Below are 12,978 nucleotides of genomic sequence, written 5' to 3'. Positions count from 1 at the left end.
ATGAAAAAGAGACTTGTAATTATATCATTTTTCGTTATCATCTTTATAACTTTCATAACCCTTTGGAATTATAGTTACCAAAAAGGGTTAGAAGAAGCTTATACACCTATTATAGAAACCCCTACAGGAAATGTTATGCCTTCTGAAAGTGGTGTTTTTAAACGCTCTGACTTTGTATTAGATTATTCAAATATGCCTGTAGACGAAGCGCATCAACGTTCTCTTAAAACGTATTATAACAATAGAGCCTACCTAGGTGCTCCACCAAGCATCCCACATCCAGTTACTCAAGAACTTAGTTTAGGAGGAAACACTTGTTTACAATGTCATCAAAATGGAGGTTTTGTAGAAAAATTTAAAGCATATGCTCCTGTGACACCACATCCTGAAATGGTAAATTGCCGTCAATGCCACGTCACTAAAAACACCCCTTCAACATTTAAGGCATTTGCCTATGCAAAACCTAAACCACCAGCTGTTGGCAAGGGCAAAAACAACGCATTACTTAATGGGCCGCCTATGATCCCACATCAATTACAAATGAGAGAAAACTGTATTTCATGCCATGCTGGACCTAGTGCACCAAAAGAAATTAGAGTATCACACCCAGAACGGATTAATTGTAGACAATGCCACCTACCAAAAACATTAGAGCAACCAACGGTGAAGACCAGTATCTTCTCTAGACAATCTACACAAACAAATGAAGAATAAAACTAAAATACATTGGATTGGGCTACTTATACTAACGCTTTTTTACGCCTGTAAAAAAGAGGGAGAATATCATAATGTTTTCGATAAAATAGAGTCTGAAAGCAAACCTTATCATGGCGATATCTCATCTGAAGAATTACTCTTGGAAGTTGATTTAATTCAAATAACCGAAGGAGAGCATACTTTCTTAATACCAGAACGTAAAGGTCAAATCAAATCCTATGCCTGTATTGAATGTCATAGTAAACCCATCTCACAAATGCAAAATCCTAATGCACAAAAAGCGCATTGGGATATCAAATTAAATCACGCTAACAGTGAAGTAATGAACTGCATAACCTGCCATAACGGGAAAAACATGAATACCCTAAACACACTAACAGATCAAAGTATCGATTTAAACCTTAGTCATAAAGTATGTGCTCAGTGTCATTCTAACCAATTTAAAGATTGGAAAGGAGGCGCACATGGAAAAAAAGTTGCTGGATGGGGCCCTCCAAGAGCATCAATGACTTGTGTAAACTGCCATAACCCACACAGCCCAGGTTTTAGTAAGAGGTGGCCTGTACAATTTAATACTCAAAAAGTTATAGACCGTAAAGACAATTTAGATCATTAAAAGAAAAGGTATGAGCAATAATAAAAAATGGTATTCTCTAGACTTAGGTTTTAACAAAACAAAAGAAACAACTCATTCTTGTGGATGTGGTAAACCTCAAGGCGACTGCAACAGTAATAAAGAAGAATTAAATGCCGATGAGTTTTATGAAGCAGCCCTAAGCGCCTCCATTGGAGAAGAACGTCAAAAAGATGGTTTTGAACAAGTTTTTGATGTCAAAATGGACAGAAGAACAGCTTTTAAAAAGCTAACTGCCAGTTTACTCATTGGTGCTGGAGCAATTAGCGCTTCTTGTAGTGTTACATCAGGAGACGAGACAAAAGAAAAAGCGCAAATTGATTGGGAAGAACAGTTTAAAGGGAACTATAAACTTATGACCAATACTGAAAAAAAGAATACTGTTAATAGACTGATGCGCTCTTATGAATTAAGAACAGGTAAAAATATTAGTATGACTTCTGAAAATGCAAAAGAAGACGTCCTTTTTGGCTATGCGTTTAATATTTCGAAGTGTCAAGGTTATATGAATTGCGTAAGTGCCTGTGTAGAAGAAAATAATCAAGATAGGAACTCGCAAATGCAATATATTCGCATTCACGAAATGAAAGATGGCAAAGGGCTTAAATTTGACAGCGCAGATGATAATTACTATCATGAAGTTCCCGCAGAAGGTCATTTTTATATGGGAACCCAATGTTTCCATTGTGATAATCCCCCTTGTGTTGAAGTCTGCCCCGTACAAGCCACATGGAGAGAAGATGATGGACTTGTTGTTATAGATTATGATTGGTGTGTGGGATGCCGTTATTGTATGGCCGCCTGCCCTTATGACGGGAGACGATTTAATTGGAGTAAACCTGAAGTTCCTGAAAAAGAAGTCAATAAAAACCAGCATTACCTAGGTAACAGAATGCGTAAAAAAGGCGTCATGGAAAAATGTACTTTTTGTGTGCAACGCTCAAGAAAAGGCAAGAACCCTGCTTGCGTGGAAGCCTGCCCTACTGGTGCAAGGATTTTTGGTAACCTCCTAGATCCTAACAGTACGATTAGATGGGTTCTAGAAAACAAAAAAGTTTTTAGGCTTAAAGAAGATTTAGGAACAGAACCAAAGTTCTGGTATTTTATGGATTAAGAAAAGAAATACATTTTAATAGAAAACATATAAGTCATATTTATGAAGCGTTTTAAATAGCGCCCTAGTATTGATTTAAAAAGACATAGAATGAAACAATTTAAAGTATTAAGAAGTTTGGTCATTGATAGTTTGGATACCATAACAAAAGGCTCCAAAAAATATCACCTTTGGATGGGTTTTTTAACTCTAGTAATGCTTATAGGAATGTATTGCTATTCCATTCAATTAGAAGAAGGACTTAGTGTTACAGGAATGTCAGACCGTGTAAGTTGGGGCCTTTACATTTCTAATTTCACCTTTTTAGTTGGTGTGGCTGCCGCTGCTGTTATGTTAGTAATGCCCACTTATGTTTTAAAAGATATCGATTTTAAACAAGCTGTTCTTATTGGAGAGGGGCTTGCTGTAGCGGCCTTAATTATGTGCTTAGCCTTTGTTGTAGCAGATATGGGCGGGCCTTCAGTACTTTGGCATATGCTACCTGGAATAGGGATTTTTAATTTTCCAAATTCAATGCTTACCTGGGATGTTATTGTATTAAATGGTTACTTATTTATTAATATAAGTATTCCTTTTTACATCCTTTTTAGACATTATCAAGGTAAAGAAGCCAGAAAAAAAATATATGTTCCCGGCGCAGTACTTTCTGTATTTTGGGCCGTAGGAATTCACCTAGTTACGGCTTTTCTTTACCAAGGCCTACAGGCACGACCTTTTTGGAACAATGCTTTATTGGGACCTCGCTTTCTTGCCTCTGCTTTTGCTGCCGGGCCTGCTTTAATTATTTTAGTATTGGCTATTATTAGATCCTTTACTGCTTTTAAAATACCTGATAAAACCATTAAAAAAATTGCACTAATTGTAACTGTAGCTGCACAAATTAACTTAATTATGCTCGTTTCAGAGCTTTTTAAAGAATTTTATGCGCCTACACACCATAGTGAAAGTGCCTACTACTTATTCTTTGGACTGCATGGAAAAGAGGCATTACTACCTTGGATATGGACAGCCATTCCACTTAATGTAATTGCGACTATTATGCTTACATTTGGCAAACTAAGAAACAACTTAAAAATCCTATATTTTTGCTGTTTTATGCTTTTTGTAGCAATATGGATTGAAAAAGGATTTGGTTTAATTGTTCCCGGTTTTATACCTGGCCCTTATGGAAAAATTGTTGAATACCTTCCTACTAATATAGAAATAGGTGTCACCTTAGGAATTTGGGCATTAGGCGCATTTATTTTTACAATATTAGCGAAAACAGCTATAGGTATTGAAACAGGCGCATTACGGTTTAATAAAAAAACACCTACTTCATAGTTTGTCTATTCACTCCTTAAATAATGAAGTGAAGTAAAATTGCCCCCTTTTTTATGCTATATCGAAAAGCGCTATAAACTTTAATACACCTATCGCACTAGTTAGAAAAGCTAACAGTAGCCATGCTAGGGAACGGAGAAGGCTTACTCTTGTGTAGGCACAAGTTACAAACTTGCGCCAGCCCTTAGTTTAGCATAGTGGTTCACATAGAGATTATTTATCAAAGTTAATAATGATGTAAATGATTGATTTTCTTTTGTTTTTGCTTCTTTTTATTTTCTTTGTTTATAAACTCAATAATTGTGGATAACAACCCAACCGATAAGGGTGAATTAGTCGCGCCGCAAAGTTTTTAGACTTATCCCCCGATTAAATCGGGGGGTTTAACTTCGTTAACTCTTTTTTTAACATCTCCAATTCTCTAGAAATATCTTTTTTAACTGATCTATATATTTTTTTCAACCATTTAGATGGGGCGTTACTTCCTATTGGAGTCATTCCATCTGGATCAATAAAAAAGATAGGATTGTCAAAAGCATCGTTGTAAGGCGAGTAACTTCTCTTTAATTCTGCAAGTGGAATATGTTATTCCATTTACCAAAGGTGTACCAATACCTTTATTAAAATCCTTTACCATAATAATAAAAAACATACAGCTGATTTATATCATATTTTTTAATCGTAATAACAGGTATTTTTGACAAAAACCAATCTTTATGAATAAAATTATTGTACCCGTAGATTTTTCAAAATATTCTGAAAACGCTTTAAAAATCGCTGCTAAAATCGCTAAAAAACAAAATGCTGAAATTATAGCAGTACATATGATGGGGCTAAGTGATGCCACATTAACCAAAGAAGACAGTTCGATGGAAGGTATGTTTATGATTAAATTAACTCAGAAACGATTCTTAGAATTTTTAGACAAAGACTACCTTAAAGGGATTACAGTTATTCAAACAGTAAAAAACTACACCGTTTTTAGTGAATTAGATAATGTTGCGAAAGAACATAATGCAGATCTAATTATAATGGGATCCCATGGAAGTAGTGGTTTACAAGAGGTTTTTGTAGGCTCAAATACAGAAAAAGTAGTACGAACAGCAAGTGTTCCTGTACTTGTAATTAAAGACGATAACAACTTTAATATTTCAAAAGCAGTATTTGCTTGTGATTATAAATTAGAGAGTCTTGACGTTTTTAAAAGTGCAATGACACTATTTAAAGTTTTAGACATTGAAGTAAAGTTATTATATGTGAATCTTCCTGGAGAAAACTATAAAAACACATCTCAAATAGAACAACAAATTGTTTCGTTTATAATACACTTAAAAGGGGAATATAAGGTCCTTCCTGAAGATATTGTTATTTACAATGATTTTTCTGTAGAACAAGGTGTATTTAATTATGCTAAAAAAATAAGTGCTGGTATTATAGGGATCCCAACACACGGCCGTAAAGGGTTAGCGCATTTCTTTTCAGGAAGTATTAGTGAAGATATTGTGAACCACTCCAATCAACCTGTAATTACTTTTAAGATTTAAAAATAATTAAAGCCCTGCTATCAAACGGTAGAGGGCTTTATCATTTTCTATTTTTATGCGTTTACCAGTCGTTTTTATCCAACCTTCTTTTTTAAAATCTGCTAACGTTCGAATGCAAGCTTCTTTAGCTGTTCCAACAATATTTGCAATGTCTTCTCTTGTAAGAATCATAGCAATATAACCTTCGTGATCGGTACCAAAGTTTTTTTCAAGATATTGCAATGTCTCTGCAATACGCTGTTTTACTGTTTTTTGAGCCATATTAACAATAACATCTTCTGCAAATTTTAAGTCATTTGCGATATGTTTTAAAATGGCTTTAGCAAATTTTATATTATTCCCTATGCTATCCACAAATTGATTTTTAGGGATATAACAAACCTCCATATCATTTAAAGCTATAGCCTTTAGGTTCGTTTTTTCTTCAGTGATTACAGAACGTTGCCCAAGTACCTCTCCTTTTATTGCAATTTTTACGATTTGGTCTTTTCCATTATCGCTCATTTTTGATAATTTAGAAACACCACTATGCACACAAAAAACGCCATTAAGCTTTTCACCCTCTTCAAAGATGGCTTCTCCTTTCTTTACAGATTTAGTCGTTTTACTATCTGAAAATCGCTTAAGTTCCGCTTTGCTTAATGCTTTTAGTGTATTTAACTCACTTATAATACAATTTTCACACGTCCCGTCTCGATATCTATCCATTCTTATAAATATAATGATACGAATATACTAGAACTAATTGCAAATACAATAATTCTATGATACCAATAAGCATATTTAACAGCTTCAAAGAACCCCATAAACTGATCGATTTATAGGTTAAAATGCAAATTCAGAGAAGTAAAAATGCTAAAAAAAATAAAATAATAGATAAAAACACAGCTAAATATTTATTTATTCTATTTAAAAAAATAAAAATAAAACATTTATTTACAAGGAGTTAACTCTAAAACAAAATACCCTTTAAATATTTGTTAAAACGCATTTACACAGATACTTTTCTTTTTCATATATTAGCCATCATTTATTAAAACATCTTATAATATTAACACTAAACCCAAACGTCCTTTATGAAAACCCCTACTATGTCTAAATTAGTAATGTCGATGGCTTTTCTGTCATTCATTTCAGGCTTCTCACAAGACAAACCAGTAACACAATTATTAAAGTCCTATATCAAAGCTACCAATCAATTAGGTATTATTGAAGATGCTGAGGACATCTTGGGGCTATTCGATAAAAGCTACCAAAATAATACTGCTTATATTGGATTAACTGGAGTATTGCAAAGAACATCTACAACCTATAGTCAATTTGCAGAACAATTGGCTGAAGACATCAAAAACAAAAATTATAACTTTACAATGTCGTTAGGAGATACCGTTTACGAATCTCAAAAAGACAGAGCAGGCACTGTTTCTGCGCTTATTAATTTTGAATCTAAAATTGAAGGAAAAGTTGCTGAAAAGGGTACTATTCTTATGAATATCGTGGCTTCAAAAATTCAAGGAGAATGGAAAATAACACATAATAATACAGTAAGAGTTTCAGAAGAAAGTGAAATAGGAAACTGTGTATGTTACTTATTTTCTAAAGGAAAATCTTTCTTTAATGCCGAAACTTATTATCCTGCAGGTGTTAAGTACGATAGAGAATACAAGTCGTATCGCGTAAGTATTAAAGATGGTAAACGTACTATTGTAAATAGAGGTAATAATGACAAAACATTTTCATGGGCAGATAATGGAGATGTAATGGAAGGGACTCGTAAAATAGGAGAAGCTCAAACTTCAGATGAAGCTGTACAAGCCGTATTGTCTTTTGTGTACGGTAATACATGTACAAAAATAAACTTTAGTTAATTTTTAACTAAATAAGTATAAAATAAAACCACTAACAGGAAGCTGTTGGTGGTTTTTTTGTACATAAATGTCATTGTTTTTATTATATTAAACATAAAATGAATACAGAAAGGATTATCCTTTTTTTTTAAGAATTCGATGTAGTACAAAATACTTAGGCATAATTAATGTATCTATTCTTTATCTTTGAACCTTAAATGAAAAATATGAAGTTGCTATTTTCAATATTACTATTCTGTTCTGCATTATTATTAAGTGCTCAAAACAACGCCTTTCAGGCTGGTGAAAAATTAAGTTTCACAGCCTCTTATAATATGTCTGGCTTAATGACAAACATTGCGGAAGTCACAATGCAAACCAGTGAAGTTAAAACAAAGACCTCTACCCTTCTCCGCTTAAAATGTACTGCTTCGACCTATAAAAAATGGGATGGTTTTTTTAAAGTTAGAGATTTATACGAAAGTTATGTAAACCCCAAAACTGTTACCCCGTATTTATATAAGAGAGACATCAGTGAAGGCGGTTACTATAAATTTGTTAAATACAACTTTAATCAAAAAACAAAGCGCGTAAAGAGTCTCATTCGAAAAAAAACAAAGAATACTGCATCTGGGTTTTGGGATCAAAATAATACGATAGCGATTAAATCTGGGACCAGAGATATTGTCTCTACAATATATTATTTAAGAAGTTTAGATATAAAAAAAGCCCCTATTGGATCTCGTGATACATTTACAATATTGTTTGATAATAAAGAAACCCAATTTACTTTTACTTATGTAAAAAAAGAAACTATTACCACAGCTATAGGAACAAAGGAGTGTTACAAACTTAAAATAAATACCAGCAATAATGTCTTAAAAGGAAGTCATAGCAATTTAATATGGCTTACTGCAGATGAAAACAAAATACCAGTCTATGCAAAGTTTGAAGTTGCTGTCGGGAATGGAGAATTAAAAATTAAATCGGCAACAGGCCTTAAAAACTAAGCTTTTATGAGAAAAACATTCGTTATTTTAGGATTAATAACATCAATAATAGCTGTTATATTGGCTGTACTCCCGCTTTCCAACCTCGCATATATACCTGGAATTATAGCCTTTGGCTTTGGCCTTTTAGCTTTTTTTAAAGGAAAAAAAGAAAATGCGTCCACCCATACCATTCAGCTTGTTTTTTTACTTACCATTTTAGCCTTATCACTAGCGACATATAAGTCCATTTTTAGTACAACTGAAATTGGGGATACAGAGCAATTGGAGCAAAGAGATGAAGATTCCTTAGAAGATTCTATAGATGAATTAGAAGATATAGAAATTACCGAATAAACAAACAGCACTATTTTTATATCCATTTATATTAAAGAAAATGAAATCTTTCTTAATCGTATCCATATTTACCATAGTTGGTTCTTGTGCTACAACCAAATACAGTACAAAAATTAAGAACCTTGAAAAAAGTGTACAAATAAAGGATAGTACATTAATTTCTAACTATGCGAAAACAATAACGGCAAAAGAATTACAAAATAATCTCCTTAAATTTTCCGCTCCAGAATTTGAAGGGCGTATGACTGGACAAAAAGGTCAAAAAAAGGCGGCCAATTTTCTTAAAGAGTACTACAAAAAAGAAGAAATAGCTTCAGCTATAGACTCTAGCTATTTTCAAACCATTCCTGCCGCTTTTCTTCCAAAGAACATAGGCGCTTCTGAAAATGTATTAGCCTATATAAAAGGCTCTGAAAAACCAGAGGAACTCCTTATTATTTCTGGGCATTACGATCACTTGGGCGTAGAAAATGAAACCATTTATTTTGGTGCAGATGACAATAGTTCTGGCTCAATGGCCATACTAGAAATAGCACAAGCTTTTAAAATAGCCAAAGCAGCAGGACACCCTCCCAAACGCAGCATCTTATTCCTACATTTAACAGCTGAAGAAATTGGCTTGCAAGGCTCTAAATATTATGTGCAAAACCCTGTTTTTAGTCTTAAAAATACAATTGCTAATCTCACCATAGATATGATTGGTCGTATAGATAAAAAGCACAAGAATAACCCCAATTACATATACATTATAGGGGCAGATCGTATTAGTAAAGAATTGCATTTCATTTCAGAAAAAACAAACGATATGCTATATCATCTGGAATTAGATTATACCTATAATGAAATCGATGATCCTAATCACTACTATTTTAGATCCGATCATTATAACTTTGCAGAACAAGACATTCCAGTAATTTTCTATTTTAATGGCGAACATAAAGATTATCACAAATCTACAGATACCGCAGATAAGATTAACTATAAGCTTTTAGAAAAACGCACTAAACTCATATTTGCTACGGCTTGGCATCTAGCAAACCAAGATCAAAAACTAATTCATAATGATGAAATATAGGTTGTTAAAAAATGTTAAACACCGCTAAGTAACAGTATATTTTCTTGTATTTTTACCATTACCCCTATTATCAAATAACGTTTTACTTTTATGGTAGCTAAATCTCCATAAGGTAAAGTAGTATAATAATTTAAAAATTTCAATAACAATCAAAAAACTAAAAATTAAATTTATGAGAAAAACATTATCCGTTTTAGCCATAGCAATATTACTTGTTGCTTGTGGCTCCTCTAACAATGGTTCTAAAAAAGCTACGGAGGTAATCGATCCTAGCACTTATGCCAATACCATTACATCTGAGGATTTAAAAACAGCATTGTATAAATATGCTTCCGATGAGTTTGAAGGTAGAGAAACTGGGAAACCAGGACAAAAAATGGCTGTAAACTTTATAAAGGACCACTATATCCAATATGGTATTCCTGCGGCCAAAAAAGATGGAGATTACTTTCAAAATGTCCCTTTAGAAGTTATCTCTGCTCCAGAAATAAACATTTCTGTGAACGGGAAAGAATTTAAAGCTCCAGATGATTTAGTTTCTGTTGCTTCTGGCGAAACAAATATCCTTAATGTTAAAGATATCGTATATGCTGGTTATGGGATCGAAGATAAAGATTATTCTAGCTACAAGAATATTGATGTAAAAGGTAAAATCGTTATTATAAAATCTGGAGAACCAAAGAATGCAGACGGTACTTATGTAATCTCTGGGAATACAGAAAGTTCAAAATGGTCTGAATTTAGAAAACAATATAATCAAAAAAGAGATCTTGCTAAAGACAAAGGCGCTACCGCTGTATTCTTTTATTACCCAGAAGTATTTCCTATGGCAAAAATGCGTTTTGGAACTTCTAGTGGTAGAATGACTTTAGCAGGAAAAAAAGGAGACATGTATTACTTTTTAATGGGAGAAGGTTTAGCTAAAAGTCTTGTGGATGACATTGAAACAAATGACACTTCAAGAACCATTAAAACAGATGTTGTTTTAGATTTTACTAAAAAATCAGAAGCAATTGCTTCTGAAAATGTTGCCGCTTATATAAAAGGATCTGAAAAACCAAACGAGATTATTGTAATCTCTGCGCATTTAGACCATGAAGGTATAAAAGATGGAGAAGTATATAATGGTGCCGATGATGATGGTTCTGGTACAGTAGCTGTATTAGAAATTGCAGAAGCTTTTGCTAAAGCCGCTAAGGATGGCAATGGTCCTAAACGTTCTTTATTATTTCTAAACGTTACAGGAGAAGAAAAAGGCCTTTTAGGATCGCGTCACTATACAGACAATGACCCTATATTCCCATTAGCCAATACTATAGCTAATTTAAATATAGATATGATTGGACGTACCGATCCTAAACGAAAAGAAGGAGATCGTAATTACATTTACCTTATTGGAAGCGATAAATTAAGTACAGAACTTCATAACATCTCAGAAAATATGAACACGAAGTATATGAATATAGAATTGGATTATACTTTTAACGATGATAACGATCCTAATCGTTTTTACTATAGAAGTGATCATTATAATTTTGCAAAAAATAATATTCCCGTAATATTCTATTTTAACGGAACACATGAAGATTACCACAAGCCTGGTGATACCCCTGACAAAATTCAATATGATTTATTAGAAAACCGTGCACGCCTAGTATTTTATACTGCTTGGGAAGTTGCTAATCGCGAAAACCGTATTGTAGTAGATAAGACTGCTACAGAATAGTTTTTAGTATTATAAAAGGTTAATCTGCTTTTGTTTTAATACTGAAAATAAATTAGATCGGTTAATCATTAATAAAAAAAAGCTCAAAAAACAATTCATCTTGTTTTTTGAGCTTTTTATTTTCTCATTAATATTATATAAGTTACTTTCTAGGATGACAATTTTGCATAACATCTCTTAAATGGCTTTTATCAATATGCATATAAATTTCTGTCGTTGTAATACTTTCGTGGCCCAACATTAATTGAATAGCTCTTAAATCTGCTCCATTCTCTAACAAATGAGTGGCAAATGAATGCCTAAATGTATGTGGTGAAATTGTTTTATTTATATTTATTTTAACTGCAAGCTGTTTAATAACAGTAAAAATCATAGCACGCGTTAATTGTTTCCCTCTTCTATTTAAAAATAAAGTATCTTTAAATTCCTCAGGAATACTCTTATGATTTCTAACTTCGTTTCTATATATATTAATATATTTTATAGTCGTATCTACAATAGGAACAAAACGTTGTTTATCTCCTTTGCCTGTTACTTTTATAAAACCTTCATTAAAAAAAAGATCAGACAGCCGTAACCCTATTAATTCACTAACTCTTAAACCACAGCCATATAACAATTCTAATATCGCACGATTGCGTTCGCCTTGCTTTTTAGCCCCATATTCTATAGCTTCAATAAGTTTATTTATTTCTTCTTCACTTATAGTGTCTGGAAGTTTTCTACCAATTTTAGGAGACTCTATAGTATCCATAGGATTAACGTCTCTATAACCTTCAAAAACTAAATAATTAAAAAAACCTTTTAAACCTGATATTATTCTAGACTGCGTTCTAGCATTTACAACACTGGCAATAGAATAAATAAATTGTTGCAACTCTTCTTTTGTAATTGCTATAGGAGTAATAGTACTATCGGCCAAATAGTGGATTAATTTTTTAACATCAAAACTATAATTATCGATAGAGTTTTGCGATAAACCGCGTTCTATTTTAAGATAAAACTCATAGTCTTTTAAAGCATTTTCCCATTTCATAAAACAAATATATTATAAATTAAGAGTAAGAAACTAGCACAGTCTAATTATACAGAACCCATCAAAACTAAATTTAAGGACTATATTTTATAAAAAAAGTACGTATTAAAACAAAAAAAGAATGCTATATGAGCATTCTTTTTAAATATATCTTATAAACTGTTACTAAGTAATCATTTATGCTTTTTTCTTTCTTTCTTCTTTAATTTCTTTAAAACGTTCAATTAAAGCACCTCCAATCCAATAAGGAATAACAAATGTTAATAAAAATATCATTAACCAAAATCCTATGGTTAAAATAGTTAAAAATGCTAAAAAGCCTAAATATTGGTCAAACTCGAACATAATTGATGTTTCTTTTTTTTAAATCTTTCGACAAAGATAAGTTAAACTCTTTTTTTATACAATACAATCTTAATAATTATTAAGTACTAAATAAAGCCCTTTTAATATTTAGTATCTGCTTTTAATTAAAAAGAAAAAACGACAATATCAAACTTAGGAGATAACCCACTATTTTTTAGACAACTAAACTTCAAACCCAAAAAAGTATTCCTAAATAAACCCGCAAACGCATTAGCAAATACTTCAAAAAATTGTAAATTTGGAGCCTTAA

Annotated in this window: 13 protein-coding genes; 10 read left to right on the top strand and 3 right to left on the bottom strand. The window is 32.4% G+C overall.

Going from position 1 to position 12,978, the window contains the following annotated elements:
* The 5 genes from AC2D8I_RS09200 (at window position 1) to AC2D8I_RS09180 (ending at window position 5,332) form a co-directional block, all read left to right on the top strand.
* Window positions 1–714 carry a nitrate reductase cytochrome c-type subunit gene (locus AC2D8I_RS09200; RefSeq protein WP_484705707.1) on the top strand — a complete coding sequence of 238 codons (714 nt, stop codon included), beginning with the start codon at window positions 1–3 and terminating at the stop codon, window positions 712–714.
* On the top strand, window positions 704–1,333 hold the full coding sequence (locus AC2D8I_RS09195; protein WP_484705706.1) for a cytochrome c3 family protein: 630 nt from the start codon (window positions 704–706) through the stop codon (window positions 1,331–1,333). The genes AC2D8I_RS09200 and AC2D8I_RS09195 overlap by 11 nt, the downstream gene beginning before the upstream one ends.
* Before the next feature lie 10 nt (window positions 1,334–1,343).
* Window positions 1,344–2,465 (top strand): 4Fe-4S dicluster domain-containing protein, encoded by a 1,122-nt coding sequence (locus AC2D8I_RS09190; protein WP_484705705.1) that lies wholly within the window; start codon window positions 1,344–1,346, stop codon window positions 2,463–2,465.
* A gap of 90 nt (window positions 2,466–2,555) precedes the next feature.
* Window positions 2,556–3,788, top strand: coding sequence for a sulfate reduction electron transfer complex DsrMKJOP subunit DsrP (dsrP, locus tag AC2D8I_RS09185; protein WP_484705704.1), 1,233 nt, complete (start codon window positions 2,556–2,558; stop codon window positions 3,786–3,788).
* Between the two features lie 716 nt (window positions 3,789–4,504).
* Window positions 4,505–5,332, top strand: a complete 828-nt coding sequence (locus AC2D8I_RS09180) for a universal stress protein (protein ID WP_484705703.1) — start codon at window positions 4,505–4,507, stop codon at window positions 5,330–5,332.
* Between the two features lie 6 nt (window positions 5,333–5,338).
* Here AC2D8I_RS09180 and AC2D8I_RS09175 read toward each other — a convergent pair whose 3' ends face one another.
* Complete coding sequence (locus tag AC2D8I_RS09175; protein WP_484705702.1) at window positions 5,339–6,040, bottom strand: Crp/Fnr family transcriptional regulator; 702 nt, start codon at window positions 6,038–6,040, stop codon at window positions 5,339–5,341.
* A gap of 368 nt (window positions 6,041–6,408) precedes the next feature.
* Between AC2D8I_RS09175 and AC2D8I_RS09170 the strand changes: the two genes are divergently transcribed.
* From AC2D8I_RS09170 to AC2D8I_RS09150, 5 genes are all read left to right on the top strand, one after another.
* The gene (locus AC2D8I_RS09170) at window positions 6,409–7,200 is read left to right on the top strand and encodes a hypothetical protein (RefSeq protein WP_484705701.1); all 792 of its coding nucleotides are present in this window, start codon (window positions 6,409–6,411) and stop codon (window positions 7,198–7,200) included.
* A 197-nt stretch (window positions 7,201–7,397) separates the two neighbouring features.
* Window positions 7,398–8,189 (top strand): DUF3108 domain-containing protein, encoded by a 792-nt coding sequence (locus AC2D8I_RS09165; protein ID WP_484705700.1) that lies wholly within the window; start codon window positions 7,398–7,400, stop codon window positions 8,187–8,189.
* A 6-nt stretch (window positions 8,190–8,195) separates the two neighbouring features.
* Complete coding sequence (locus AC2D8I_RS09160; RefSeq protein ID WP_484705699.1) at window positions 8,196–8,525, top strand: FUSC family protein; 330 nt, start codon at window positions 8,196–8,198, stop codon at window positions 8,523–8,525.
* A gap of 40 nt (window positions 8,526–8,565) precedes the next feature.
* The gene (locus tag AC2D8I_RS09155) at window positions 8,566–9,600 is read left to right on the top strand and encodes a M28 family peptidase (protein WP_484705698.1); all 1,035 of its coding nucleotides are present in this window, start codon (window positions 8,566–8,568) and stop codon (window positions 9,598–9,600) included.
* A 172-nt stretch (window positions 9,601–9,772) separates the two neighbouring features.
* A complete protein-coding gene (locus AC2D8I_RS09150; RefSeq protein WP_484705697.1) occupies window positions 9,773–11,326 on the top strand; it encodes a M28 family peptidase in 1,554 nt (517 codons plus the stop codon).
* 142 nt (window positions 11,327–11,468) lie between these two features.
* Here AC2D8I_RS09150 and xerA read toward each other — a convergent pair whose 3' ends face one another.
* Both xerA and AC2D8I_RS09140 read right to left on the bottom strand, forming a co-directional pair.
* Window positions 11,469–12,362 (bottom strand): site-specific tyrosine recombinase/integron integrase, encoded by an 894-nt coding sequence (gene xerA, locus AC2D8I_RS09145; protein WP_484705696.1) that lies wholly within the window; start codon window positions 12,360–12,362, stop codon window positions 11,469–11,471.
* Between the two features lie 177 nt (window positions 12,363–12,539).
* Window positions 12,540–12,707, bottom strand: coding sequence for a hypothetical protein (locus AC2D8I_RS09140; RefSeq protein ID WP_484705695.1), 168 nt, complete (start codon window positions 12,705–12,707; stop codon window positions 12,540–12,542).
* Between the last annotated feature and the right edge of the window lie 271 nt (window positions 12,708–12,978).

Source organism: Lacinutrix sp. YIN62 (assembly GCF_057219185.1).
This window is presented reverse-complemented; position numbering and strand designations above follow the sequence as displayed.

Bases quoted from the DNA above. Each gene is read 5' to 3' on its own strand.
- AC2D8I_RS09190 (WP_484705705.1), top strand. From the start codon at position 1,344: ATGAGCAATAATAAAAAATGGTATTCTCTAGACTTAGGTTTTAACAAA.
- AC2D8I_RS09180 (WP_484705703.1), top strand. From the start codon at position 4,505: ATGAATAAAATTATTGTACCCGTAGATTTTTCAAAATATTCTGAAAAC.
- AC2D8I_RS09155 (WP_484705698.1), top strand. From the start codon at position 8,566: ATGAAATCTTTCTTAATCGTATCCATATTTACCATAGTTGGTTCTTGT.
- AC2D8I_RS09140 (WP_484705695.1), bottom strand. From the start codon at position 12,707: ATGTTCGAGTTTGACCAATATTTAGGCTTTTTAGCATTTTTAACTATT.
- AC2D8I_RS09170 (WP_484705701.1), top strand. From the start codon at position 6,409: ATGAAAACCCCTACTATGTCTAAATTAGTAATGTCGATGGCTTTTCTG.
- AC2D8I_RS09165 (WP_484705700.1), top strand. From the start codon at position 7,398: ATGAAAAATATGAAGTTGCTATTTTCAATATTACTATTCTGTTCTGCA.
- AC2D8I_RS09150 (WP_484705697.1), top strand. From the start codon at position 9,773: ATGAGAAAAACATTATCCGTTTTAGCCATAGCAATATTACTTGTTGCT.
- dsrP (WP_484705704.1), top strand. From the start codon at position 2,556: ATGAAACAATTTAAAGTATTAAGAAGTTTGGTCATTGATAGTTTGGAT.
- AC2D8I_RS09195 (WP_484705706.1), top strand. From the start codon at position 704: ATGAAGAATAAAACTAAAATACATTGGATTGGGCTACTTATACTAACG.
- AC2D8I_RS09160 (WP_484705699.1), top strand. From the start codon at position 8,196: ATGAGAAAAACATTCGTTATTTTAGGATTAATAACATCAATAATAGCT.
- xerA (WP_484705696.1), bottom strand. From the start codon at position 12,362: ATGAAATGGGAAAATGCTTTAAAAGACTATGAGTTTTATCTTAAAATA.
- AC2D8I_RS09200 (WP_484705707.1), top strand. From the start codon at position 1: ATGAAAAAGAGACTTGTAATTATATCATTTTTCGTTATCATCTTTATA.
- AC2D8I_RS09175 (WP_484705702.1), bottom strand. From the start codon at position 6,040: ATGGATAGATATCGAGACGGGACGTGTGAAAATTGTATTATAAGTGAG.